At 54.1% G+C, this 24,590-nt stretch carries 21 protein-coding genes and 1 pseudogene; 13 read left to right on the top strand and 9 right to left on the bottom strand.

Going from position 1 to position 24,590, the window contains the following annotated elements; all coding sequences use genetic code 11:
• The first annotated feature begins 358 nt into the window (after window positions 1-358).
• Window positions 359-3,727 carry a bifunctional diguanylate cyclase/phosphodiesterase gene (locus tag IEW12_RS27760; protein WP_188569406.1) on the top strand — a complete coding sequence of 1,123 codons (3,369 nt, stop codon included), beginning with the start codon at window positions 359-361 and terminating at the stop codon, window positions 3,725-3,727.
• Between the two features lie 361 nt (window positions 3,728-4,088).
• Window positions 4,089-4,664: a sigma-70 family RNA polymerase sigma factor gene (locus IEW12_RS27765; protein WP_188569407.1), complete on the top strand. Its 576-nt coding sequence runs from the start codon at window positions 4,089-4,091 to the stop codon at window positions 4,662-4,664.
• A gap of 134 nt (window positions 4,665-4,798) precedes the next feature.
• Here the strand turns inward: IEW12_RS27765 and IEW12_RS27770 are convergent, their stop codons facing one another.
• From IEW12_RS27770 to IEW12_RS27780, 3 genes are all read right to left on the bottom strand, one after another.
• A complete protein-coding gene (locus IEW12_RS27770; protein WP_188569408.1) occupies window positions 4,799-5,578 on the bottom strand; it encodes an EAL domain-containing protein in 780 nt (259 codons plus the stop codon).
• Between the two features lie 346 nt (window positions 5,579-5,924).
• Window positions 5,925-6,695: a LytR/AlgR family response regulator transcription factor gene (locus tag IEW12_RS27775; RefSeq protein ID WP_188569409.1), complete on the bottom strand. Its 771-nt coding sequence runs from the start codon at window positions 6,693-6,695 to the stop codon at window positions 5,925-5,927.
• On the bottom strand, window positions 6,692-7,744 hold the full coding sequence (locus tag IEW12_RS27780; RefSeq protein ID WP_188569410.1) for a sensor histidine kinase: 1,053 nt from the start codon (window positions 7,742-7,744) through the stop codon (window positions 6,692-6,694). The genes IEW12_RS27775 and IEW12_RS27780 overlap by 4 nt, the downstream gene beginning before the upstream one ends.
• 163 nt (window positions 7,745-7,907) lie before the next feature.
• Between IEW12_RS27780 and IEW12_RS27785 the strand changes: the two genes are divergently transcribed.
• Together IEW12_RS27785 and IEW12_RS27790 are read left to right on the top strand one after the other, a co-directional pair.
• On the top strand, window positions 7,908-8,750 hold the full coding sequence (locus IEW12_RS27785; protein WP_188569411.1) for a DUF2306 domain-containing protein: 843 nt from the start codon (window positions 7,908-7,910) through the stop codon (window positions 8,748-8,750).
• A gap of 606 nt (window positions 8,751-9,356) precedes the next feature.
• Window positions 9,357-10,604, top strand: a complete 1,248-nt coding sequence (locus IEW12_RS27790) for a type II toxin-antitoxin system HipA family toxin (RefSeq protein WP_229751399.1) — start codon at window positions 9,357-9,359, stop codon at window positions 10,602-10,604.
• A 277-nt stretch (window positions 10,605-10,881) separates the two neighbouring features.
• Here IEW12_RS27790 and IEW12_RS27795 read toward each other — a convergent pair whose 3' ends face one another.
• The 3 genes from IEW12_RS27795 to IEW12_RS27805 form a co-directional block, all read right to left on the bottom strand.
• Window positions 10,882-11,256, bottom strand: a complete 375-nt coding sequence (locus IEW12_RS27795; RefSeq protein ID WP_188569412.1) for a hypothetical protein — start codon at window positions 11,254-11,256, stop codon at window positions 10,882-10,884.
• A 342-nt stretch (window positions 11,257-11,598) separates the two neighbouring features.
• The gene (locus tag IEW12_RS27800; RefSeq protein ID WP_188569413.1) at window positions 11,599-11,922 is read right to left on the bottom strand and encodes a potassium-transporting ATPase subunit C; all 324 of its coding nucleotides are present in this window, start codon (window positions 11,920-11,922) and stop codon (window positions 11,599-11,601) included.
• 103 nt (window positions 11,923-12,025) lie between these two features.
• On the bottom strand, window positions 12,026-12,190 hold the full coding sequence (locus IEW12_RS27805) for a hypothetical protein (RefSeq protein ID WP_188569414.1): 165 nt from the start codon (window positions 12,188-12,190) through the stop codon (window positions 12,026-12,028).
• A 213-nt stretch (window positions 12,191-12,403) separates the two neighbouring features.
• Between IEW12_RS27805 and IEW12_RS28980 the strand changes: the two are divergent.
• A pseudogene (locus IEW12_RS28980) lies at window positions 12,404-12,602 on the top strand (NADH-dependent alcohol dehydrogenase); the annotation flags it as partial.
• A 208-nt stretch (window positions 12,603-12,810) separates the two neighbouring features.
• Here the strand turns inward: IEW12_RS28980 and IEW12_RS27810 are convergent.
• Window positions 12,811-14,031, bottom strand: a complete 1,221-nt coding sequence (locus IEW12_RS27810) for an MFS transporter (protein WP_229751400.1) — start codon at window positions 14,029-14,031, stop codon at window positions 12,811-12,813.
• Window positions 14,032-14,155: 124 nt separating this feature from the next.
• Between IEW12_RS27810 and IEW12_RS27815 the strand changes: the two genes are divergently transcribed.
• On the top strand, window positions 14,156-15,067 hold the full coding sequence (locus IEW12_RS27815) for a LysR family transcriptional regulator (protein ID WP_188569415.1): 912 nt from the start codon (window positions 14,156-14,158) through the stop codon (window positions 15,065-15,067).
• Between the two features lie 78 nt (window positions 15,068-15,145).
• On the opposite strand, the gene IEW12_RS27820 is transcribed toward IEW12_RS27815, so the two are convergent.
• Window positions 15,146-16,483: an MFS transporter gene (locus IEW12_RS27820; protein WP_188569416.1), complete on the bottom strand. Its 1,338-nt coding sequence runs from the start codon at window positions 16,481-16,483 to the stop codon at window positions 15,146-15,148.
• A gap of 150 nt (window positions 16,484-16,633) precedes the next feature.
• Between IEW12_RS27820 and cyoA the strand changes: the two genes are divergently transcribed.
• From cyoA to IEW12_RS27855, 7 genes are all read left to right on the top strand, one after another.
• A complete protein-coding gene (cyoA, locus tag IEW12_RS27825; RefSeq protein WP_188569417.1) occupies window positions 16,634-17,563 on the top strand; it encodes a ubiquinol oxidase subunit II in 930 nt (309 codons plus the stop codon).
• Window positions 17,564-17,656: 93 nt separating this feature from the next.
• A complete protein-coding gene (cyoB, locus tag IEW12_RS27830; protein WP_188569418.1) occupies window positions 17,657-19,660 on the top strand; it encodes a cytochrome o ubiquinol oxidase subunit I in 2,004 nt (667 codons plus the stop codon).
• Window positions 19,653-20,285, top strand: coding sequence for a cytochrome o ubiquinol oxidase subunit III (gene cyoC, locus IEW12_RS27835; protein WP_188569419.1), 633 nt, complete (start codon window positions 19,653-19,655; stop codon window positions 20,283-20,285). The genes cyoB and cyoC overlap by 8 nt, the downstream gene beginning before the upstream one ends.
• Window positions 20,282-20,767: a cytochrome o ubiquinol oxidase subunit IV gene (gene cyoD / locus IEW12_RS27840; RefSeq protein WP_188569420.1), complete on the top strand. Its 486-nt coding sequence runs from the start codon at window positions 20,282-20,284 to the stop codon at window positions 20,765-20,767. The genes cyoC and cyoD overlap by 4 nt, the downstream gene beginning before the upstream one ends.
• Entirely contained in the window at window positions 20,764-21,621 is an 858-nt protein-coding gene (locus tag IEW12_RS27845; RefSeq protein ID WP_188569421.1) for an SURF1 family protein, read from the top strand. Before cyoD ends, IEW12_RS27845 begins: the two co-directional genes overlap by 4 nt.
• On the top strand, window positions 21,618-22,964 hold the full coding sequence (locus IEW12_RS27850; RefSeq protein WP_188569422.1) for an ATP-binding protein: 1,347 nt from the start codon (window positions 21,618-21,620) through the stop codon (window positions 22,962-22,964). The genes IEW12_RS27845 and IEW12_RS27850 overlap by 4 nt, the downstream gene beginning before the upstream one ends.
• Window positions 22,954-23,490, top strand: a complete 537-nt coding sequence (locus IEW12_RS27855; protein WP_188569476.1) for a response regulator transcription factor — start codon at window positions 22,954-22,956, stop codon at window positions 23,488-23,490. Before IEW12_RS27850 ends, IEW12_RS27855 begins: the two co-directional genes overlap by 11 nt.
• 201 nt (window positions 23,491-23,691) lie before the next feature.
• On the opposite strand, the gene IEW12_RS27860 is transcribed toward IEW12_RS27855, so the two are convergent.
• Window positions 23,692-24,576, bottom strand: a complete 885-nt coding sequence (locus tag IEW12_RS27860; protein WP_188569423.1) for a glycine-rich domain-containing protein — start codon at window positions 24,574-24,576, stop codon at window positions 23,692-23,694.
• Window positions 24,577-24,590: the final 14 nt, after the last annotated feature.

A 24,590-nucleotide genomic window follows, 5' to 3' on the forward strand; every position in this document is an offset into this window, starting at 1 on the left:
ACCATCTCCCCGTTATTAAAACACCAAGCGGATATCTCGCCATCTGTCGCCGATTCCAGCATGCGCGCCATGCTAAAACTCGGTGATTCTATCTACAACAAATTAACCCCTGCCTTTTATTCTCAAAGCTGCTAACCGCCTGACAAACACGGTGGGTTGGACTTGTTTCGGAAGTGGCTGTACTAGATCTTGTTCAAATCATGCAATTGCCGCAAATGGCCGCATCGACAAGTGTCAAAGTAAGTTGGAAAGAATGGGCAATGAAAAATGCTAATTGGGAACTACATCGATGGCATTTCGCGCAACTAAATCGGGATCGTTGATGGTGGGAGCTCTGTTGATTCGATGGGATAAATTCATGGACAGATTGTCGCTGTTAAGGCGCGATGTGCGCCCCTTTTTGTCTAGCAATTCCTTTACCCCATCGCTCACCTTGATTATTGGCGGCGGGCTTTCGCTGCTGATGTTTTCCCTGGTCTCGAACCAGATCGACGACGAGGCCCGGCTCCGCTTTGAGCGCAAGGCCAGCGATGTCCACCACGTAATCAGTGCGCGCATCTCGTCGTACGTCGATGTCATTCGCGGGCTAAGGGCACTGTTTCACACGTCCAGCATGGTGTCCCGTGTCGATTTCCACCGTTATGTGACAGACCTCAAGCTGGTCGAAAGCTATCCTGGCTTTCAAAACCTGAACTACGCGCAGTTTGTCACAGATGACAATAAAGCAGCCTTTGAATCCAGGGTCAGGCAGGATGCCAGCCTGGACTTGCGCGGCTATCCCGACTTCTCCATCAAGCCCGCCGGACAAAGGTCCAGCTATTCGGTGCTGCTCTATCAGGAGCCGATGGAAAACAACGCCAGCACCTTCGGCAAAGACCTAGCCTTTAACCCGAGGACGCAAGCGGCTCTCGCAACCAGCCGCGATACGGGGGAACTGGTCTCTTCCGGCTCCTTAATCCATGTCAAGGGAGCGGATCAGCACGTAGGCCTGGCCATGCGCATGCCGTTGTACCGCAACGACATGCCGCAAACCACGCTGGAACAGCGGCGCGCAGCCTATATCGGTTCGGTAGGCGCAGGCTTCAATGTAAAGAAACTCATGCAAGGTGTGTCCGACGAGGAAGGTCTGCGGCGCATGCGCTTTCGGCTCTACGATCGCGGACCGGCCGGCGGCAAAGCGGCCGCCCAGCTCGAAAGCAAGGAAAATTTGGTTTTCGACAGCAACCAGCTGTTGGACGCGTCCAGGGGCGCCGCCGATGCCGACGTGTCCGGCGAGCAGTTGATGACGTCGTTGCCGATGGAAATAGGCGGCCGTAGCTGGGGGCTGGTATTCAGCGCCAGGCCGGAGTCCAATATGAACCGGCTCGATGCGGCGCTGCCCTGGCTTGCGCTGTCGGGCGGCCTGCTGTGCAGCATCCTGCTGTCATGGGCTTTTTACGCGATGACCATCTCGCGCAGCGGGGCGGTCAAGATCGCCAACGCGATGACCAGGCATTTGCGGGAAAACCAGGCCAGGCTGGCCGAGGCGCAGCGTACCGCGCACCTGGGCAGCCTGTCGCTCAACCCGGCGGATCAAAGCATGCACTGGTCGGCCGAGACTTATCGGATCCTGGGCATGGCCGTCGGCGACGTCCGCCCGGATCTCGGCCAGTTCCTGTGCCGCATACGCGACAGCGACCGGGCGCAGATGGAAGCGGCGCTGGAGAGTGCGATCTGGAGCGGGCATAGGATGAGCGGGGAATACCGCATATCCCATCCGCATGGCGCCATCCGCTGGACGCAAATTATCTTTCAGGCTTCGCATGAATCCGTCGATGCCTCGCTCAATGGCACGATCATGGATATCACTGAACGCAAGCAGGCCACTCTGCTGGCGGAAGTGGAGCACCGCGTCACGCAACTGGTTGCCTCCGGCGCAAATCCGGAGCAGGTCATGCCCGAAGTGCTGGAAACCCTGGTCCGAGGGCTGGACTGCGTATGCGCCGTGTTCCGCATCGCCGATGAACAGGGAGCTCAGCTCATTTACAGCGACGCATGGTGCGCAGATGCCATGGATCTTGCTCCATTCATGGCTGCGCAAAGGGAGGAGCAGATTTCCTTGGACCAGGGCCTGGCTGGACGCTGCTGGAAGCGCTGCGCTCCTATCATCAGGCCGGACTTCGACGCTTATCCGCAAAACCGCCAGCGCGCCGCCATGCCGTCGAACGTCTCCAGCGTGTTCGCCTGCCCGGTTGCGTCAGACGAAAAAATATTTGGCGTGATTGAATGTTTCGGCGCCTCTGAATACCAGCCGTATGAGGGATTGCAAAAAATGCTGCTGTCCATCAGCAGCCAGATCAGCCTGTACCTGCAACGCGAGGCGACAGAAAGGAATCTGCATCACGTCGCATGGCACGATGCGCTGACGGACCTGCCGAATCGCAGCATGTTCAACCAAACCTTGCAACAAGCCCTGAACCGCCACGCGCGCTATCAAGAAGGCTTGGCGGTGCTGTTTATCGACATCGATCGTTTCAAAGTGATCAACGATACGCTGGGCCATAGTGCAGGTGACTTGCTGTTGATCGAATTTTCGCGCCGGCTGACAGCGTGCCTGCGTGAAAGCGACAGCGTGGCGCGGTTCGGCGGTGATGAATTCGCCATCATGATAGAGAGGTTTCCGGGGACCGATGACGTGATTTCGGTCGTCAACAAAATCCTGGAAAGTTCGGCGCAGCCGTTCCACATCAACGGCAAGGAATTCAGGACGACCGCCAGTATCGGCATTGCTGTTGCGCCAGACGACGGTAGCGATGTCGAAACACTGCTGAAAAATGCGGACGTGGCGATGTATCGTGCCAAGGTCAACGGCAACAGCTACCAGTTCTATTCCCCGCTGATGAACAAAGACTCCCTGAAGCGCTTCACGCTGGAGGCGAGCTTGCGGCATGCAGTGGCCCGCGATGAGATGTTCTTGCATTATCAGCCCAAGCTCGACTTGCGCACCGGCGAAATCAGCGGAGTAGAAGCGCTGTTGCGCTGGAGGCATCCGCAATTAGGCATGATTTCTCCGGTAGAGTTTATCCCGCTGGCAGAAGAATCCGGCCTCATTATCGAGATCGGCAAATGGGTGTTGAAAACGGCCTGCCGGCAGAACGTCGAATGGCAAAGGCAAGGGTTGGCACCGATGCGGGTGGCGGTCAACCTGTCAGCCCGGCAGTTCCGGGATGAAAAAATACTCCAGGATATCTCGAACATCCTGGATCAAACCGGAATGGCGTCTGACTGGTTGGAGATAGAACTCACCGAGAGCATGGTGATGCATGACGCTGAGCATGCAATCCGGGTCTTGCAGCAACTTAAACTGCTCGGCGTCCGCCTGTCGATAGACGATTTCGGCACGGGCTATTCGTCGCTGGCCTACCTGCGCCATCTGCCGGTCGATTGTGTGAAGATCGACAGGTCATTTATCAAGGACATTCCCAACGAAGCCGATGACATGGCCATTACTACCGGCATCATAGGGCTTGCGCATTGCCTGCGGCTGGACGTGGTCGCCGAAGGAATTGAAACCGCAGATCAGCTTGAATTTCTGAAAGCAAACGGCTGCGATGAAATACAAGGGTATTTCTTCAGCAAGCCGCTGCCGGTCGCAGAAGTGACAATCTTGTTAGAACGCACTTGCCGCAAACCCTTGCGGCAAGTGTGGAGCCGCAACGCCCAGCCCTTAAAGACGACGCTTGCTTAGTTTGTTTATTCACGAGAGAGGATGTAGAAATGATGATCGCCAGCAAAGGACGATGGAAGAAATGGTAGCATCCATACAAGCGCTTAATCTTGAGCCGATCAAATTCAAGCTGAACAATGAACAAGTTATCAAACCGCATGAACATTAAAATAGCCCTCACCATAAGGTTTGGGCATCAGTGTTCATGTAAGAAAATAGATTGTTTTCTGGACAGTATAGAAACGAGAAAATGAATCGAACTTATTTTAATCAGTGGTTGGTGTGTAAGCGCACAGTTCAATCATCCGAAGCAATCCATAGTCGCCAATGATAGCAATAGAGATTTCGCTCATTAGCTGTCTTTCGTGGATCGGACTGCGTAATGCCAACGAACAACAGCGAAGCACATTCACACCAATTGAAGCTCTGGTTATCACAAGTAAGTGCACGCGACATAAATGCCTTTCGCCAATTGCACGATGCCATCGCGGGACAGCTCTTAAATGCCGCATTCCGCATTCTCAATAATCGTGAACTGGCAGAAGAGGCTGTTCAAGAGGGCTTAATGTCAATTTGGTGTTCAGCCTCAAGCTATAAAAATGACATGGCGGCGCCGATGGTATGGATGACTAGCGTCATCCGTAATAAGGCGTTTGATGTGGTTCGGAAGCGATATCGCTATATCGAAATGGGTATCGACGATTGCGACGAATATCAGTGCCTTTCTGCCAGCCATGGGAGCGATCCAATGCGGTTACTAGGTGATTTGACACGCCTGGATTATTGCATGTCGGTATTAGACTGTACCCATCGCGACCTCATTCATCTCGCCTACTACGCTGACATGTCACATGCCGAGGTGGCTCGTGTAACCAATTTGCCACTCGGCACCGTCAAAACATGGATTCGACGAAGCATTATTCAAATGCGAACTCATCTCCAGCGAATTGGGCGATAACACAGATTTTCGCCATATATGAACCTTAGCTGGATTGACTTGACATGCCCACACGCCCAGTTTGAGTGAGAACATATCGCACAAGAAGCGTATTTACGGCATTACCCAGAAAGTAATTCCCTTCTACCGAATTGTCACCAAGAATCCGGATTGATCATTCCTATCGCCATTAAAGTCGGCCTGCAAAACAAATATCCCTGCATGAGGTTGATGCCTAGATCCTGTAAACAGTCGCGTTCGGCGGTTGTTTCGATTCCCTCAGCCAATACTTTAATGTTTAGTTCGCCGCAAATGGATGCAATACCTTTTACGATGGCTCGCTTCGATGTGCTTCTTTCAATCCCTCTAACCAGCTCCATGTCGATTTTTATGATATCCGGCTGATACTCTGACAGCAAAGTTAATCCAGCGTAGCCAGCCCCGAAATCGTCGATAGCCGTCTGAAAACCAAACCTGTGATACTCATTAAATATGTTCACGAGATGTGGTCGGTCTCTAACCTCTTCGCCTTCGGTTACCTCGAAAATAATGCGTTGTATCGGGAACTTGTGCTCACGAGCTGCAGCGAAAGTTGCCTGTATGCAGGCCTCAGGGCGATATACTGCGTTGGGGAGGAAATTGATAGACAAGAATTCTGTAATGCCAAGCTGTGCCGCGCCCCTGATGGCGCCGACGCGACAGGCTTGGTCAAACATATATCGGTTCTCGTCGTTCACCCGTGACAAGACCGAAAAAGCTGATTCCCCGTTGGGACCACGCACGAGAGCTTCATGCCCGAAAATCGACCGCGTAGAGAGTTCGATGATAGGTTGATATGCAAAGGTGAAATCAAAGTTCAACGGTTCTGCCTTCTTGCATTGAATGCAGCTCGCCGCTTTTTCTGACCGGTCAGAGATATTGGGTAATGTTGCCATGGTTGAGCAAGCTCCAATGAAAATCACTAGTTGACCGAACCAGTTATACCACGTTACCGGTGTTGATATTGATATATATAAAGCAATATTCTAGCCCCTTAAGTGTGCTTTCGAACAGACGGTTTAACACACATAATTAAAATACCCGTTCTAAACCTCCGCGCTATTAGGGATGAGACCAAATTCTTTACTGCTTTGGCCTACCAACGTAATATCGGATGCCCGACGAAATTCTAAGATAATAATTTTAGGTATGGATCCCACAAATAGCCCTGGCACGTTCGAGAAAATCAGTTATGAAGTGTCGCGGCCCTGCCTCTTAAGCGAAAGCGGTTGAAGTTGATGGTCACATTTGACGGAAGTGACACAAATAGTTTCGACTCACCGGCAGCGTCTCACTGCGCCCGCGCAAGTGCAGCTCCGCCGTTTCGTTGACGCCTCTTATAACTTCAATCACGCATCGTAGGTTGACGATGACAGAGCGGTGCGTTTGCACGAAACGCTCAGGATCCAGCTGCTCCGCTAGTTCACGTATGCTTTTTCGAATCAGCGCCTCGCCTTCGTCCCAGACGACCAGCGTATACTTGTCGTCGGCACGCAGGAATTGAACCTGTTCGACCGGGATCAGGCGCACGCTATTACCCACCGATGCCTTGATCCACTGGAGCCATGATTTGGATTGCACACGCTGTTCCAGTCTGCGTGCAAGCCGATCAAGCATGAGGTCTAATGCTGCGCCCTCCGCTATCGGTCCAGCTAGCTGACGCTTCAAGCGTTCCACCGTGTGGGCAAGGCGGGCCGAATCGATAGGTTTGACCAAATAATCGATAGCGCCCTGTTCAAACGCCTGCAGCGCATATTGTTCATACGCCGTTACGAACACTAGGTGGGCGTGGCCGTTGAGCGCTCGCGCTGTGTCGATGCCGCTCAGGCCGGGCATATGGATATCCAGGAATACTATATGGGGACGATGTTGTTCGAACAGTGCCAGCGCTTCCAGGCCGTTGCGCGCGTCATCGGTCAACACGAGTTCCGGCCACAATGCAGTCAAGTGCGCGCGCAGTCGTTCGCGCAGCAGAGGTTCGTCGTCGGCAATCAAGCCCGTAGCATGCCTCATGCTTTCTCTCCAGGATGAAAATGTAATTCGACGCGCACGCCGTGGGGAGCTTGCTCATGCATATCAAGACGAGCACCTGCTCCGTAAAAGGCTTGTAAGCGGGTGCGCAAGTTGGCAAGTCCGGTGCCCGGTTGCGCGGTTTCGGACATGCCTACACCTGTGTCGCTAACCCATATTGTCATTGCACCAGTCTCATCTTCGCGCCGTCCGCCGACTTCAATCCGGCCCCCGTCCGTGCTCGGGTCGATACCATGGCGGACCGCATTTTCAACCAGTGTCAACAGCGCCATTGCGGGAAAGCGTAGCGTCGCCGTTTGCGGGACCTCATTCACATCAAACTGCAAACGATCGGGCATGCGGAGGTGCATCAGTTCAAGGTAAGCGCGAACCAGATGCAGCTCGGTCGTCAGCGTTGCGTCGGCGTCGCTAAGGCGCGGCATTGCCGCGCGCAAATAGGCGATCAGGTGCCGCAATACTGGGCCAGCATTAGCTGAGCCGGCAGCGACCAGGGCTTCGATGTTGGCAAGCGTGTTGAATAGGAAGTGCGGCTCGATCTGTGCCTGCAGCAGGCGCAAGCGGGTATCCAGCAATTCCCGCTCAATTGTATTCTTTTCCACCTCAATCTGAAGCCGATCGGCGCGCTCACGCTCCTTTCGCTCGTTGCGCATCGCCAATAGGGAAAAAAGCACGCCGAAGATCACCGCCAGAAGTACCATCAACCCATGACCCACTAGCGTTTCGGTCTGGGCTAGGTAAGGAATGAAATTTCCGCGTTGCGTCACCAGCGCTGTGATGAATGCCGCGACGGGCGCTGTTAGCACCACTGCGCCCAGCCGGGCAGGGCCCAAAGGCAGCCAGCGCGGACGTAATGCGCCCGCCGCTGAATACGCCATCAACAAAGCCGCACCGATAAATCCAATGCGGCCGAACACGCTCAAGTACGGCGTGCCGCTGACCAAATGCAACAGCCACGACAGCAGCAAGGTAAAAATCGTGACCACGAGTGCCTGCCATGCCGATGGAAGGATATTGGCGGCGGTTCGGGTCATGGGTTGCGATGGCGATGGCGTCATCGGCACACGATAACCGATGCACAACCTTCGTTCAAGCCCTAAAAACCGTCGTTCGTCGCATAGTTTGGCAAAGCATGTTGTCTGTAACGTCCTCAGCTGGCTATCGTGGCGCATACACAATGACATTACAAAGGAACATATGACATCCGTTACCTCCACATCCCTGGCCGATTTAGTGCGCGAACCTGCTCCCCCGGAATGGGCAAAGACCGCGCTCGCGTCTGCCGTTAAGTTTTGGTTCCTGTGTACCTTTGCCGGCCAGTTAGTCTTTGCGGCTTATATTGCGGCCCTTTATGGCCGTTCGGCGCTACGGGGCGACTTCAATGGCTGGAATGCCGTAATGACGCACGGTCATATCCTTGGGGATTCCGTGGGTAACGTCGCTATCGGCGTGCATTTGCTGTTGGCACTAGTTGTCATGATGAGCGGTGCGTTACAGTTGGTTCCGGGAGTGCGCCATAACGCCCCCGCTTTTCATCGCTGGAATGGAAGGCTCTATCTGGCCGGCGCCGTCATGGGCGGTCTAACCGGCTTGTACATGGTGTGGTTTCGCGGCGCGGTCGGCGACTTGGTCCAACACCTAGGCACTAGCCTGAACGCCTTACTGATATTGCTGTTCGCCGGCATGGCGTTACGTCGGGCCCTAAGACGCGACTTTGCGTCACACAGTCGCTGGGCGTTGCGACTGTTCTTGGCGGTCGGCGGCGTATGGTTCTTCCGCATCGGCTTGATGTTCTGGCTTGCCATCCACGGTGGTCCTGCCGGCTTTAATCCGGACACTTTTACCGGGCCCTTCCTGAGTTTCTTGGCATACGCCCAGTACCTTCTTCCGCTAGCAGTGCTTGAGCTCTACTTGCGCTGTCGCACGAGCGGAGGAGTGATGGCGCACATCGCCATGGCCGCAGTGCTGACTGGAGTGACCCTGGCAATGAGCCTTGGCATCGCCGTGGCGACAGTGGGCATGTGGTTGCCTCGCATGTAAATCGGAGGAGTATGTAACGTGAAATATCCACCTTCGCTGGGGTTTCCTAACCACAAGGATGTTGCCGCTGACCGAAAGTTGCCCCCCAACTGCCGGTGGTTCCACTAAGCTATGGCCGCCGCGGTAAATTTTACATGTAGCGCTTGTGTCGGAATTTGGTTCCTATGATAGATGCTCTTTTAATGCCATTAAGAGAGCATCTATATTTAATTTAAAAATGAGATAATGTTGATAGATACTCTTTTATGTGATATAAAAGAGTATCTATATTCATTTCTGATGAGTCAATGCCTAAGAAACGCCTACCCAGTGACGAAGCACCAACCCTTGTTGTAGAGCGCCTTCACACTTGGGGGGCCTGTATCAGAAATCTACGGCTGACCCAGAATATCAGGATGGTGGACCTATGCGAGCGTATGGGAATTACCCATACGACGTTGCGGCGGCTGGAGAAAGGTGACCCGGGGGCAGGCGCCGGGCTGTACCTCAATGCCTTCATGATCTTGGGGGCAATAGAGATCGTGGCGCCATCGCTTCCGATCGACCTGAAAAACACTTCCACTGTGAATCATAGGGTCCGCCTGGGATATTCTAAGGAAGCTGACGATGACTTCTAGGCCGCTATACATCTATCTACAGCGCCCCGATAACGGAGAGTGGGTCACTGTAGGACGTTATACACTGGACCTTGCGACGAATGCTGGTAAATTCCTCTATGCGCCCAGTTACATAGAATCCGGCTTTGCTTGGTCAATCGACCCAGTGAATCTTCCTCTGATCCCTAACCACGATTTCGTCGCCCCGCGATACAGCGGCCTTCATGATGCTCTTCGCGATGCAAGTCCCGACGCCTGGGGCAAACTACTGCTCCAAAAGGAACACCAGCTGCCATCCAACACGCATGAATCCAAGTATCTCGTGTTAGCCAGCAATGCTGATAGGTGGGGGGCACTGGCGGTCGGCAAAACTAAATTGCCGTCCGTAGCAAACACGGCATTCCCAAAATTGCCCCAGCTTGACGCGTTGGCTCAGGAGCTGCTGGCCATTGCGGAGCGACGACCACCGGTCGATGCCAAGCTTCGTAGGCGACTTGTTGGAACCCCCAGCATAGGCGGAGCAAGAGCGAAGGCGACGATTCGTGACGGAGATGACTATTGGTTGGTCAAGCCGTTTTTACCTACTGATACGGCGGATATACCGCTATTGGAGCATGTGGCGCTCCAATGGGGGACCCTGGCCGGTATGAATTTCGCTAAGACGGTGCTACACCGCCTGTCTGGCGAGCAGAGCGTTGTTCGGGTACTGCGTTTTGACAGGCATGGGGAAAGACGCTTTATGACTATCAGCGGAGCATCCTTGCTTGGGACTGAGTACCCTGGGGCCAGTTCTTCGGAAGTCGCGCGTTGGAGCTATCCCCGACTGGCGGAGGAACTGCGCCGGATAGGTGCCCCAGTCGAAGACTGGAAGGAGTTATTCGACCGTATGGTGTTCAACGCTGTTGTTGGCAATGACGACGACCATCCAAGAAATCATGCTGCCATATACCAACCGTCCGAGCACAGGTGGCGTCTGTCGCCTGCCTTCGACGTTGTCCCTAACTCGGACGAAACACCGAAGCGTCTCACGCTTCAAGTGTCAGTCGGCACCTTTGCAATAAGTCGTGCTGCCTTTCTTGCCGACGCCGTTCGGTTTGGTTTCAAAACGTCGCAAGAAGCCGCAAGCCATCTGGACGCACTACTTGTTCGTATTGAATCAACATTTGGACAGGTTGCATCACAGTTGCCAACTTCACTAAGATCTATGCTGTTGGATCGACTCGCGAGAAATGTAAAAGTGTTATCTGGGCTGCTATGAGATGACCGGATCGTATCGCCGCAGTGACACAGCAACGTCATGCTTTTTTGGGACGTGAACTGCGCTATTGAACAAATGTAAAACTAATATATTCAATAGCTTACAGACGCTGGATTGGTGAAGTAATAGCGCAGTGAAATCCCTGTATATCCTTTATCCATGAGGGTTTGCGGGGAATGAATGTACAGGTTCATAGCCTACCGGGGGTTCGAATCCCCCTTTCTCCGCCAAAATACAAATGCCCGCGTAAGCGGGCATTTTCTTTTGTGCACCAAGTTTATTTGTGAGGCGTCATCTTGATGACGCGCGAAATCTGGCCTGAGGTGAATCCGGTCCCCTGCGCAAAAGGTGCGCAATCGACTTGCGTCGTGTACGATTCCTGCACAACGAAATGGCCGACGAAGCGGTATCGATCCGAGTCCTGGCGAATAAATACGGGAACGGGATCAATTTGGCGGGACAGCGTGAAGCCGGATGCTCGCGCTGCTGCTCCGCTATTGCAGACAATATATTCTGGCGCTCTCGGATTTAAATCGGGACGCAGACATGCTGCGACAATTTTTCCACGAGAAGCTGGCAGGAACGATTCCTTGTTACCACCTACAGTCTGATGAATGTTTTCACGGCTGTAGTCTTTATTGAGTTCGAACATAAAATTTCTCCATCCACCATAACAGCGGCTGCTGTATGAGCTCAGAAGGATAGCGGCTTCGATGTAAAAGTTTTATCAATCTTTTGTTATTCGGCATCAATAACGCATAAATTTCGGCGTCTCTGCGGGAACATAAGCTCCCGTTAATAAATGCCGCCTTTTTCCGCTGCCATTCATCGCTTGCATGCTCTTCGCTATCTTATGCAAGCCACTTCTAACGCTTAAGAATCTGTTGCGAGATTATGCAGGCTAACGCGTGTCGGTTAGGTGTATCGCCTTCTGCTGGGAGAATACTTCGTTTGCCGGGTGCGCTTTTTCTTAAAACGCATATGTCAACACGCCCTAGCGGTAGTGTATGTTTTGTACGTCCAGGATTAAATTCAACGCCAGCAGGCTGACCTTGCCATCGCCAGGGTTTTGTTGCGGCTCAGCCTGCATACTGGAGTTGACCAACAGCCGCAAGGCTTCACGCGGCATATTGCGCGCTCTCGCAATACGGTCTACTTGACGCAGCGCGGCAGCGCGGCTGATGTATAGAACATCTGATACAGGCTCGGCCAAGAAATACCCGAAATGCTGTTCACTCTCGATGACCTGGATATTGGCGGCACGTGTCGGCCTTGTAGCAGGGGCGGCGCGCACCGCTGCGCTGCGCGGGTGCAGCATAGCAGCAAAGATGGCCAGAGTAATAAAAATGCTACAGGTGATTCGCTGCTCAGTAGAAATGATGCCTCCTGATGCGATACGACGACTCTCAGATAGTCCAGGCTTACGCCTGGACAGCGTTCAATGAAAAGAACAAGGCGCTGGCGACCGCCATGGAAGCGACGGTGAGGTAGGTCAAAACCATCTTCATATTCCTACGTTGGCGCAGCCTTTGATGTGCACTGATTTCTCTCAAGTGATGCGCATGATCGATAGACGGATTTTTCATTTATTCACTCCATTACATATAGATGCATTGATGCCTATGTTAGTCGTGGTTGTCTAAAAATTTTGTCAATACTTGGGCAACGCGCGTATCGAGGATATAAAAATTGTCTGCTTTGAAATGAATGAGAAATAAGCCTCATCTCGGAATCAGATAGTCGAGTCTGAAAAGTAGCCCCTCACAATGCCCTCAAGCCGCCAGCGATATTCAGAGTGCATTGACGCCGCAATCGCGCGCATGCGTGCCTTCTTTGAAGGGCTGGGCGTACCTACGCGTCAGCACGCCTACGATATCGTCGCAAAGGACATCGATGCGATTGTCCAGCAGCTGGAAGCGCATGGCATGACCGACCTGGTGGGGGCGACAGGATGTCACGCTTGCGCTCAGCCGCTGCGTGCTCGAAGCTGCGTTGTAAATCACGGTCAATTTTCCTGGTAGTTCAATTTATTGGAATGACTGCTGACATCGATTCACGGCGTAGCTAGGATTGAATGGCGATTTCTTGCCAGCGCTTCCCTGAGATGCATATCTGGTAAAGACTTTCGGGGGGCGAGTCCCCCTTTCTCCGCCAAAATACAAATGCCCGCGCAAGCGGGCATTTGTATTTGAAGGACAACTATCGATCAGGCCAGTTTGCGCCTTTGCAGCTGAAGTTTTTCCAGCAATTCCACCAACCAGTAGATAAATGCTGCGGCGGGAAATGCCATGCCGGTCAGCAGTGCGCCGTGCCATCCATAAGAAGCAAAGGACCATCCACCAAGTGCTGAGCCCAGCGCGCCACCGGCGAAGAACAGTGCGAAGTAGAGGCCGTTCAAGCGGCTGCGCACTTCTGCGCCGAGGCTGAATATTGCGCGTTGTCCCAGCACTAGGTTCGCGGCAACACCCATATCCAGAATGATGGATGCGGCAACCAGCAGAGCCAATGCCACATTGTGCGAATCGGTCACAATCATCGGCAGGACAAAGCCTGCGACACCCAGCAGCAGTGCAGCGGCTGTGGCGAACAAGGTATGTCCTGCGTCGGCCAGGCGGCCGGCTATCGGGGAGGCGATTGCGCCTGCCATGCCGACCAGTGCGAACACCGCGATCCCGGTTTGCGACATATGGAAATGCGGGCCGGCGAGCTCCATCGGTACCACGGTCCAGAACAGGCTGAACGATCCAAACAGGCCGGCGTGATAGGCGGCGCGGCGGCGCAGTACGGGTGTGCTCAGGAACAGTTTCCACAACGAGCCTATCAGCGTCGGATAGGACATTGGAGAGTTCGGCACTCGCAGTGGCAGTTTGCTGCGCAGCACTGCCGCCAACGCCAGTATCAGGATGGATGCGCCGCCAAAGACAATGTGCCAGTTTGAGTGGTCGGCAATCAGGCTCGCTGCTGGGCGCGCCAGCATGATACCCATCAGCAGGCCGCTGACGACTTTGCCTACGGTTTGGCCGCGGGTGGCTTCTTTGGACAGATGCGCTGCAAACGGGACCAGAATTTGCGCAGCGACAGATCCCAGGCCTATGCCCAGCGCGGCAGCCAAAAACATCCAGGCGCTACTACTCAGTGCAGCGGCCATCAAGGCAATTGCCGTGAAAATCAGTCCGCTAAAGATCAGCTTGCGGTTTTCCAGCAGGTCGCCAAGCGGAACAATGAACAGCAAGCCTAAGGTGTAGCCAATTTGCGTCAAGGTAACAATCAGCCCCGCTGCCTGGGAGGACAGCCCGGTTGCAGCGCTGATCGGACCTACCAGGGTTTGTGCGTAGTACAGGTTGGCCACAATCAGGCCGGCCGCAATGGCCAGCAGCCATACCATGCCGCGTGAAATATCTGGTTCGTGCTTGGTATCCGCGCTCATTTTGTTCCCTCTCAATAAAAAATTTTCGATGGGGGAATTGTAGGTGGAAGTCATTTAAAGATAATTAGGGCATAATCCACTTATACTTTTCGTTTTAAATGAACAATAGTGCGAGGGAGATGACATGGATAGGTTGAAGGCAATGCAAACCTTTGTTCGCATCGTTGAGGCGAACAGCTTCTCCAAGGCGGCAGAAACCTTGAATCTGCCGCGCGCCTCGCTGACGGCAACCATGCAGAACCTGGAAGCTTTCTTAGGCACCAAGCTATTGCAGCGGACGACACGCAGGCTGTCGCTGACATCGGACGGAGCGCATTATTTTCAGAAATGTGTAGAAATACTGGCATCTATCGAGGAGGCTGAAACCACATTTCGTGGGCCTGATTCGCACAGGCCCAAGGGTAAATTGCGCGTAGATCTTCCCGGTGCAGTGGGCCGCAATCTGGTGTTGCCGCATATTTCCAGCTTTCACGCGGCCTATCCGGAAGTTGAACTGGTAATCAGCCTGACCGACAGGCTGGTAGATTTGACGCAAGAGGGCATCGACGTCGCATTGCGGGTAGGCGACTTGCAGGATTCTTCGATGATAGGCCGCAGGATAGGCAATATGGGCTTTTTAACCTGTGCCGCGCCGTCTTATCTTGCCAGCAGGGGAGTGCCGGAGACTATTCAGGATTTAAGCAAACATCAAAGCATTGTGCATTTTTCTGGTCGTACGGGCCGTGCCTTCGATTGGGATTTCACTGTCGACGGCAAGGCCGTCAAGGTAGAAATGAGCGGGCCGGTTGCGATCAATGATGCAGATGCAAACTTGTGCTGCGCCTTGCAAGGACTCGGTTTGGCCCAATGCGGACGCTATCAGGTCCGGACGCATCTGGAAAGCGGGGCACTGGTAGAAGTGCTGGCTGAATGGCCGCCCACACCGATGCCGGTGTCGCTGCTGTATCCGCAAGGGCGCATGGCTTCATCGAAGCTCAGCGTGTTTGCAGAGTGGATTACAGCGCTGTTTCTCGGCTATCCAGACTTGCAGGCTTGATTGTAAAAATGCCCGCGGATGCGGGCATTTTCTATGGTGCGGATTTTTTTTGCGTCTTAGTTGCATCTTAGCTGTGTCTTAGTCGCGTATTTCCAGCGCACGATTCAGGCTCAGCGCCGCGAGAGAGCAGACCGCGCCAGATAGCAGGTAAAGGCTGACATATACCAGACCGAAATGTGCCGACAAGCCTAAAGCAACCAGCGGTGCAAAGCCGGCGCCTACCAGCCAAGCCAGATCTGAAGTCAGCGCTGCGCCGGTGTAACGGTATTTGGCCGGAAAGTTAGCCGTTACAGCACCGGCCGCCTGGCCATAAGAGAGGCCGAGCAAGCTGAAGCCGAGCAGGATGAATGCATTTTGTCCAGCTTCGCCGCCATCCATCAGCGTAGGAACCAGTGCGCTAAACAGCGCAATCAGCATTGCCAGCGTACCCAGGGTGCGGCGGCGTCCATAGCGATCGGCGATGATGCCGGATATGACCACGCCGACGGCCATCAATACAGCTCCCATGATCTGGATGACCAGGAAGCCGCTCAGCGAGCGCGGTGAATAGATCGTGATCCAGGACAGCGGGAAAACAGTCACCAGATGGAATAGCGCATAACTTGCCAGCGCTGCCAGGGCGCCAATCAACAGATTCCGTCCCTGGGTCCTAGTCATTTCGACGACATTGGTCGGCTCCAGCTCGCGTTCATCGAGCAGGCGGGCGTATTCATTGGTTGATACCAGGCGCAGGCGGGCAAACAGCGCTACGACATTAATGGCGAAGGCCACATAGAACGGATAGCGCCAGCCCCAGTCCAGGAACTCTTCCGTGGTCAGGGTGGAGAGCAAATAGGCAAACAGGCTGCCGGCGAGAATGAAGCCTACCGGGGCGCCCAGTTGTCCCAGCATCGCGTACCAGCCGCGCTTGTTCTCGGGAGCATTCAGTGCCAGCAGCGATGGCAAACCATCCCATGAACCGCCCAATGCCAGCCCCTGGCCTATCCGCAGGAACGACAGCAGGACGATGGAGGCGGCGCCCAGATGTGAATAGGTCGGTAAAAATGCGATACCGGCCGTGGAAATGCCGAGTATGAACAGCGCGATGGTCAGTTTGACTTCGCGGTTGAAGCGCTTCTGGATTGCCATGAAGGCAACGGTGCCTATAGGCCTTGCAAGAAAGGCAAATGAAAAAATCACGAACGCATATAGCGTACCTTCCAGTCGCTGTTCAAACGGAAAGAAGACCGAAGGAAAAACCAGCACGGAGGCGATTGCATATACAAAAAAATCAAAATATTCCGATGCGCGTCCTATGACGACGCCAATGGCTATCTCGCCCGGGGCGATCGATGCATGGTCGGAACTGGTGTTTTTTGGGGCAGGCGCAGGTATCCCTGCAGGGAATGGGGCATTATGGCTGCTGGTGCTTGACATAATCGTGTCTCTCTATTTTGAGTTTCGGTCGTTGAACTCGCCCGTCCCTTCTACTAATATCTGTAAGGGGTGGGACAAAACGTCCAATCGCCAAGGTTTGCTTGTACAAGTACATTAGCATAATTTGACGTTTAGACTGGACTTTTCCTTATGGCATCCCAATTAGCCCGTCGCGGTCTATTTCTTGCCCCTGCCGTTTTGCTGGCAGGCTGTAATACGGTGGTGATGAACCCCTCAGGAGATATTGCTTCCCAACAGGGACGCCTTATTGTCATCTCGACATTGTTAATGCTGGTTATCATTATTCCGGTAATTGCATTAATTGTATTATTCTCCTGGCGCTACCGGCAAAGCAACACTGCCGCTACCTATAAACCGGATTGGGATCACTCCACCCAGTTGGAACTGGTGATCTGGGGTGCTCCGCTGCTGATCATCATTGCACTCGGTCTGCTGACCTGGATCAGCACGCATACGCTGGACCCTTATCGTCCGCTTTCGAGGCTGGATGCGAACCGGCCGATTCCCGCCGGAGTGAAGCCAATTACCGTTGAAGTAGTTGCGTTGGACTGGAAGTGGCTATTCATCTATCCGGAGCAAGGTATCGCTACCGTGAACGAATTGGCAGCGCCGGTGGATGTGCCTATCCGTTTCAAGATCACGGCCTCTTCCGTGATGAACTCTTTCTACATTCCTGCTTTGGCCGGCCAGATTTACGCGATGCCGGGCATGGAAACGTCTTTGCACGCGGTGATTAACCACCCGGGCGAGTTTGAGGGCTTTTCGGCTAACTATAGCGGTGCCGGTTTTTCCGATATGCGCTTCAAGTTCCATGGCATGACACCGGAGAACTTCGAGAAGTGGGTGCAAAGCACCAAAGCTGCTGGGGGGGCGTTGAAGCGCGCCGACTACGTCGAACTTGAAAAGCCCAGCGTCAAGGATCCAGTACGCCGTTTCTCTGCAGTGGATGCCGATCTCTACCACGCAATCGTGAATCGCTGTGTAGATCCGGCCCAGGCCTGCATGGACAAAGTGATGAGCACCGACCTGAACGTCAAGCCGGGTAGCCGCCATGAATAGACTTCAACAGCTCGATCATGCACAGGCAATATGCGACTCTGCACACACTGAAGCAGCCGTAAGCGCCATACAATTTTTTTCCGGGAAGTAATAATGCTAGACCATATTGATTTGACGAAGCTGATCTTCGGCCGTCTGAGCTGGGATGCAATTCCCTTTCACGAGCCCATCTTGCTCTTCACCTTCATTGGCGTCGTCATCGGCGGCGTTGCGGTGCTGGGAGCCATTACCTACTTCCGTTTTTGGGGCACCTTATGGCGCGACTGGATAACCAGCATCGACCATAAAAGGATAGGCATCATGTACGTGATCTTCGGCCTTGTCATGCTGCTACGTGGTTTTTCCGATGCGATCATGATGCGTGCGCAGCAAGCGTTTGCGTTTGGTGATTCTGCCGGCTTCTTGCCGCCTCACCATTACGACCAGATATTTACCGCGCATGGCGTGATCATGATTTTCTTCGTGGCCATGCCTCTGGTTACCGGTTTGATGAACTATGTCGTGCCGCTGCAGATAGGCGCACGCGACGTGGCTTTTCCTTTCCTGAACAATTTCAGTTTCTGGATGACCTGCTTTGGCGGCATCCTGGTCATGGTATCCCTGTTTGTGGGTGAATTTGCGCGTACCGGCTGGCTGGCTTACCCGCCTTTGTCCGGTATATTGTCCAGCCCGGATGTGGGGGTGGACTACTATATCTGGTCGCTGCAGATTGCCGGGGTAGGGACGCTGCTGTCCGGTATTAACCTGATTGCGACCATCGTAAAAATGCGCGCGCCCGGCATGAACATGATGAAGATGCCTGTCTTTACCTGGACAGCCTTGTGCACCAACGTACTGATCGTGGCAGCCTTCCCGGTACTGACTGCGGTTCTTGGCATGCTGTCCCTGGATCGCCTGGCCGGCACCAATTTCTTCACGAACGACATGGGCGGCAATTCCATGATGTACGTGAACCTGATCTGGATCTGGGGCCACCCTGAGGTCTACATCCTGGTCTTGCCTGCATTCGGCATTTTCTCTGAAGTGGTTTCCACATTCTGCAGCAAGCGCCTGTTCGGCTACACATCGATGGTGTACGCGACCATCGTGATTACCATCCTGTCCTATCTGGTCTGGCTGCATCATTTCTTCACGATGGGATCCGGCGCCAGCGTCAACTCCTTCTTCGGTATCACGACAATGATCATCTCGATTCCGACCGGAGCGAAGATTTTCAACTGGCTGTTCACGATGTACCGTGGCCGTATCCGCTTTGAAGTGCCTATGCTGTGGACGATAGGTTTCATGATTACCTTCGTTATCGGCGGTATGACAGGCGTGCTGCTGGCAGTACCACCTGCTGACTTTGTGTTGCACAACAGTCTGTTCCTGATCGCCCACTTCCATAACGTGATTATCGGTGGCGTGGTATTCGGTATGTTCGCCGGCATTAATTTCTGGTTCCCTAAAGCTTTCGGCTACAAGCTGGATGATTTCTGGGGCAAGTGCAGCTTCTGGTTCTGGACCATCGGTTTCTACTTTGCCTTCATGCCGCTGTACGTGCTCGGCCTGATGGGTGTGACACGCCGTGTCAGCCATTTCGAAGATCCGTCCTTGCAAATCTGGTTCCAGATCGCTGCATTCGGTGCGGTATTGATTGCGCTGGGTATTGGTTCCTTCATTGTGCAACTGGTGGTGAGCTTCAAACGCCGCGAATCGCTGCGTGACACTACCGGCGACCCTTGGGGTGCCCGTACGCTGGAATGGTCGACATCATCGCCTCCGCCGTCCTACAATTTTGCCTTCACGCCACGCGTGCACGACAATGATGCCTGGGCTGATATGAAGGCCAATGATTATGCCCGTCCGGTCAAAGGTTTTGTTGACATCCATATGCCGAAAAATACCGGTGCCGGCTTCATCATCGCGGCTCTGAGCGCAGTATGCGGTTTTGCACTGATCTGGCAGATGTGGCTACTGGCCGTAGTCGGCTTTGCCGCGATGATGGTCGCAATTATTGTCCATACATTTAATTACAACCGCGATTACTATATTTCGGCGGACGAAGTCGTCCGTACCGAAGGTGAACGCACACGCCTGCTGGGTAGCTATGTCTGATACCACTATTTCCTCCGGCGCCATGAGCGCCAACCCAAGCTCGCATTATTACGTCAACGAGCATCATCCGGAGAACGGCACTTTGCTGGGTTTCTGGATGTACCTGATGAGCGATTGCCTGATCTTCGCCTGTCTGTTTGCGACATACGCAGTATTGGGCCGTAACTATGCAGAAGGCCCAACCGGTGCCGAACTGTTTGATTTGCCACTGGTGGCCCTGAATACCTCGCTGCTGTTGCTGTCTTCGATCACTTACGGTTTCGCAATGCTGGAGATGCAGCGCCAGCGTTTGCGCAGTACCCTGATCTGGCTGGCTGTGACCGGCGTACTTGGCGCCTGCTTTATCGGCTTCGAATTGTACGAGTTCGCGCATCTGATACATGAAGGCGCGGGCCCTCAGCGCAGCGGCTTCCTGACCTCGTTCTTTGCGCTGGTCGGTACCCACGGCCTGCACGTGACTTTCGGTATTGTCTGGCTCGTCACGCTGATGTTCCAATTGGGTCGTCACGGCCTGAGCCCGGAAAATCGCCGTCGCCTGATGTGCCTGTCTATGTTCTGGCACTTTCTGGACGTGGTCTGGATTGGTGTATTTACCTTTGTTTACCTGATGGGAGTCTTGCCATGAGCGAGCATCAACAACATCCTGCTCGTCCCATCGGAGATGCGCATCACGGTGACCATGGCCACCATGGTCACGACGACCATGCTGATCATGGCAGCCTCAAAAGCTATACCATAGGTTTCCTGCTTGCCGTCTTGCTGACTGCAATACCGTTCTGGCTGGTGATGGGCAAGGTTTTTGACAAGTCCAGCACGACCGGGCTGATCCTGTTGGCCTTTGCCGCAGTGCAGGTCGTCGTGCACATGATTTATTTCCTGCACATGAATACCAAGTCCGAGGGCGGCTGGTCCATGCTGGCCTTGATCTTTACCGGCATGGTGGTGTTTATCATGCTGAGCGGCTCTATCTGGGTCATGTATCACCTGAATCACAATATGATGCCGGGCATGATGCAGGATACGACAGGCGAGATGATGAAAGGGCATGACATGAATGGTGCGCCTAGCATGCAAGAGGGCAAGCCAGAAGTGAAAACCATGCCATGAGTTCTGTCCCGCGCGGCACGCTGACTCCTGATGGGGTTTCCGCGCGTGCCGCCGGCTCTGCTTCACCAGAGGCAGAGCCTCGCGCTCGCTCCAGGGCTATCCGGTGGATGCTGGTGATAGCCGCCATACTGGCCTTTGTCTGCTTTTCTGCTCTTGGCACCTGGCAGGTCAAGCGCCTGTATTGGAAGCTGGCGCTGATAGAGCGGGTAGAGCAGCGGGTCAAGGCTCCTGCCGTCGATCCGCCGCCGCCAGACCAGTGGCAAAAAATCAATGCCGAATCCGACGAGTACCGGCATGTAAGCCTGAATGGCCACTTTCTTTATAACCTCACTGTCAAGGTGCAGGCTTCTACCGCGCTCGGCAGTGGCTGGTGGCTGCTGACACCGCTACGCAGGGCAGACGGCAGCACGGTGCTGGTCAACCGCGGCTTTGTGCCTTCCAAAGCGGGCGACTGGACAAAATCCGGCCCCGACCTCTCCCCCTCCAATCAAACTGGCAGTCCGGCCAGCGTGACCGGGCTGTTGCGTATCAGCGAGCCTGGCGGTGGCTTCCTGAGAAAAAATGATCCCGCTGCGGGCCGCTGGTATTCTCGCGATGTTTCCGCCATTGCCGCCGCCCTCCGCCTACCGATGACGGCGCCTTATTTCGTCGATGCCGATGCCACATCGCAGGCGGCTGAAAAAGGCCAGCCCGATGACAATCAAGGCCGCCCGGTAGGCGGTCTGACGGTAGTCAGCTTCCACAACAGCCACTTGGTATATGCTATCACCTGGTATGTACTTGCCCTGATGGTGGCGGGTGCTTTGTTGTGGAGCTTGCGCGAGGAGCGCAGTTTGGCTGGAAAGCGAAAATGACGGGAAATATTGCGAGGCAGACGGACGCAGAATCAGTAAAGGGCCAGCCGGCAGCCAACGTGGTTGAAAACGTGGCTGGCCACAATAATATGCTGCAGCTCATACAGTTGCGATGGATAGCCGTGATCGGACAGATCACGACGATCACCGTCGCCACTGTCGGCCTGGGTATACATCTCAGGCTGCCGCAGATGCTGGAAGTGCTGGCCTGCCTGATCGCCTTCAATATTGCCAGCCATCTGCGCTGGCACGAGCGGCGCGTGGTGGCCAATGATGAACTATTCTTTGCACTGCTGGTGGACGTCGGCATCCTGACCTTGCAACTGTATTTGAGTGGAGGCACAACCAATCCTTTCGCTTCGCTTTACCTGATGCAGGTCATTCTGAGTGCCGTGCTGCTAAAGGCCTGGTCTACCTGGTCCATCGTCGGCATTACCTGCGTCTGCCTGGCCGGCTTATCGCTGTTCTCCGATCCGCTGGCGCTTCCTTCGCAGAATAGCGAGGGTTTGTCTAGCTTGTATATCGAGGGAATGATCATCTGTTTCGTGCTGAATGCGGCGTTGCTGGTCATCTTTATCACACGCATCCAAAGCAACCACAAGATCGCCGATACGCAGCTCGCGGACATGCGGCAGCGCGCCGCAGAAGAAGAGCATATCGTGCGCATGGGCTTGCTTGCATCAGGTGCAGCGCATGAGCTGGGCACTCCGCTGGCAACGATGTCGGTGATATTGGGGGATTGGAAGCGGGTGCCTGAATTCAGCAAGAATATCGAGTTGCAGGAAGAAATTGTTGAAATGCAGGCGCAATTGCAGCGCTGCAAAAGCATCGTTAGCGGTATCCTGCTGTCGGCAGGCGAGACCCGTGGCGAATCGGCGGTGAAGACGACGGTGAATAAATTCCTGAATGACCTAGTCAAGGAGTGGCAGTCCAGCCGGCCTATCACCTCATTCGTTTATGAAAATCACATCCAGCAAGATATTCCGGTGGTGTTTGACTCTACGCTGAAGCAGACGATTTTTAATATACTGGATAATGCGCTGGAGGCATCGCCCAAATGGCTGAGTTTTGAAGCCGCCCGCGATGCTGATTCCCTGTCCTTATTGGTCACCGACGCGGGCCCCGGGTTTGCCCCTGCCATGCTGAGCCAGTTCGGCAAGCCTTATCAATCGAGCAAAGGGCGCCCTGGAGGCGGGTTGGGTTTATTCCTGGTTGTGAACGTCGCCCGTACCCTGGGGGGTATTGTTGCCGCGCAAAACCGCGCTGAGGGCGGGGCCGCAGTTCGTCTTACTTTGCCTTTGGCGGCGATTACCGTGGAAGAGGGCAGTGAGCATGTCAGCTGAGCGCCAGCTACTGATTATCGAGGATGATGCCGCTTTTGCGCGCACGCTGTGTCGTTCATTTGAGCGTCGCAACTACCGTGTCATCCTTGCCAGCAACCTTGAACAGGCCGAGGCGCTGCTGCAGCAGCACTCCCCTGGGTACGCGGTGGTCGATCTTAAGCTGGATGGCAATAGCTCCGGGCTGGCTTGCGTGCAGATGCTGCACAAGCATGATCCAGAGATGCTGATTGTGGTACTGACCGGATTTGCGAGCATAGGCACGGCGGTCGAGGCGATCAAGCTCGGTGCCTGCCATTATCTGGCCAAACCGTCCAATACCGATGATATTGAGGCCGCCTTTGAGCATGTGGCAGGCAATAGCGAGATAGAGGTGACCAACAGATCAACCTCGATCAAGACCCTGGAGTGGGAGCGTATTCATGAAACGTTGGCCGAGACAGGTTTCAATATTTCCGAAACCGCGCGGCGCCTGGGCATGCACCGCCGCACGCTGGCACGCAAGCTGGAGAAGCAGCGCGTGAAATAGAGATGGATAAGGGCGTGACCGGCAATACATGCTGCCAGGGGCTGCGTTGATGGAAAGCATGGTAGTTTTCCATTCGCTTGTTAGCTTTTAAAATACTAATGCCCGCTTATGCGGGCATTAGTATTTGGAAGGGAGGCAGGCCATCATTCCGATTCATGCAAAGAAAAATCGAAGCTTTGCCGCATGCGCTTCCGCTTCAAGCTATTGTGCCGCCCTTGAGCGTGGGCGGAACCAGGTTCTCATCTTGTCTTGCCCGGCCTGCATCACTGCCTGTGGCATAGCTGCAGAGTAAGCTGCCGTGGTGGCGACGCCGACCGCAGCACTATAAGCTGCTACCTTTTTCACGCCAACTGCGGCACTGTAGGCTGCGACCTTATCAACGCCCACTGCTGCACTGTAAGCCGCTACCTTCTCAATCCCAACCGCTGCACTGTAGGCTGCCACCTTATCAATGCCGACTGCTGCACTGTAAGCTGCTGCCTTATCAATGCCGACTGCTGCGCTGTAAGCTGCTGCCTTATCAATGCCGACTGCTGCGCTGTAAGCTGCTGCCTTATCAATGCCGACTGCTGCGCTGTAAGCTGCTGCCTTATCAATGCCGACCGCTGCGCTGTAAGCTGCTACTTTTTCAACACCAACTGCCGCGCTATAAGCGGCCGCCGTAGCGCGCCGGGTTTCAGGTCCATAGTGATAGACACCGAATTCTTTCAGGGAAAGTTCGTCAATCAGCTTGGCCGATTCTATCCTTTCTACTGCATCTTCTTCATCCCGCATGCCAAGGTAAGGGAAGTGATGCAAAAAGAAGCCGAAGGTATTTTGGCAATCTTCAGCGTACTTCATCGTGTCCAGGATATGTCCATGCCAGAATTTGTCCACGTCTTTATGTGGTGCAAGTGCTTCGCCGGGATACTTTGCAAGCAGGATCAGGAAGCGGCGGTAGCCTTGTTCGTTGGCGTCGGCCTGTTCTTGCGTCCACTTGTCGTCACCTTCCGGTGCCATCAGCTTGAATTTGATTGGTTCAAGATCCAACGCCTCAATGGCGGAGATGGTTTGTTCTATCGTTCTGGATTGTTGTTCGGTAACCATGTCTATATCCTTTA

Source organism: Parundibacterium terreum, from assembly GCF_014636315.1.
Taxonomy (GTDB): Bacteria; Pseudomonadota; Gammaproteobacteria; order Burkholderiales; family Burkholderiaceae_D; genus Undibacterium; species Undibacterium terreum.

Coding starts and splice junctions, on each gene's coding strand:
- IEW12_RS27760 (WP_188569406.1), top strand. CDS start 359: ATGGACAGATTGTCGCTGTTAAGGCGCGATGTGCGCCCCTTTTTGTCT.
- IEW12_RS27765 (WP_188569407.1), top strand. CDS start 4,089: ATGCCAACGAACAACAGCGAAGCACATTCACACCAATTGAAGCTCTGG.
- IEW12_RS27770 (WP_188569408.1), bottom strand. CDS start 5,578: ATGGCAACATTACCCAATATCTCTGACCGGTCAGAAAAAGCGGCGAGC.
- IEW12_RS27775 (WP_188569409.1), bottom strand. CDS start 6,695: ATGAGGCATGCTACGGGCTTGATTGCCGACGACGAACCTCTGCTGCGC.
- IEW12_RS27780 (WP_188569410.1), bottom strand. CDS start 7,744: ATGACCCGAACCGCCGCCAATATCCTTCCATCGGCATGGCAGGCACTC.
- IEW12_RS27785 (WP_188569411.1), top strand. CDS start 7,908: ATGACATCCGTTACCTCCACATCCCTGGCCGATTTAGTGCGCGAACCT.
- IEW12_RS27790 (WP_229751399.1), top strand. CDS start 9,357: ATGACTTCTAGGCCGCTATACATCTATCTACAGCGCCCCGATAACGGA.
- IEW12_RS27795 (WP_188569412.1), bottom strand. CDS start 11,256: ATGTTCGAACTCAATAAAGACTACAGCCGTGAAAACATTCATCAGACT.
- IEW12_RS27800 (WP_188569413.1), bottom strand. CDS start 11,922: ATGCTGCACCCGCGCAGCGCAGCGGTGCGCGCCGCCCCTGCTACAAGG.
- IEW12_RS27805 (WP_188569414.1), bottom strand. CDS start 12,190: ATGAAAAATCCGTCTATCGATCATGCGCATCACTTGAGAGAAATCAGT.
- IEW12_RS27810 (WP_229751400.1), bottom strand. CDS start 14,031: ATGAGCGCGGATACCAAGCACGAACCAGATATTTCACGCGGCATGGTA.
- IEW12_RS27815 (WP_188569415.1), top strand. CDS start 14,156: ATGGATAGGTTGAAGGCAATGCAAACCTTTGTTCGCATCGTTGAGGCG.
- IEW12_RS27820 (WP_188569416.1), bottom strand. CDS start 16,483: ATGTCAAGCACCAGCAGCCATAATGCCCCATTCCCTGCAGGGATACCT.
- cyoA (WP_188569417.1), top strand. CDS start 16,634: ATGGCATCCCAATTAGCCCGTCGCGGTCTATTTCTTGCCCCTGCCGTT.
- cyoB (WP_188569418.1), top strand. CDS start 17,657: ATGCTAGACCATATTGATTTGACGAAGCTGATCTTCGGCCGTCTGAGC.
- cyoC (WP_188569419.1), top strand. CDS start 19,653: ATGTCTGATACCACTATTTCCTCCGGCGCCATGAGCGCCAACCCAAGC.
- cyoD (WP_188569420.1), top strand. CDS start 20,282: ATGAGCGAGCATCAACAACATCCTGCTCGTCCCATCGGAGATGCGCAT.
- IEW12_RS27845 (WP_188569421.1), top strand. CDS start 20,764: ATGAGTTCTGTCCCGCGCGGCACGCTGACTCCTGATGGGGTTTCCGCG.
- IEW12_RS27850 (WP_188569422.1), top strand. CDS start 21,618: ATGACGGGAAATATTGCGAGGCAGACGGACGCAGAATCAGTAAAGGGC.
- IEW12_RS27855 (WP_188569476.1), top strand. CDS start 22,954: ATGTCAGCTGAGCGCCAGCTACTGATTATCGAGGATGATGCCGCTTTT.
- IEW12_RS27860 (WP_188569423.1), bottom strand. CDS start 24,576: ATGGTTACCGAACAACAATCCAGAACGATAGAACAAACCATCTCCGCC.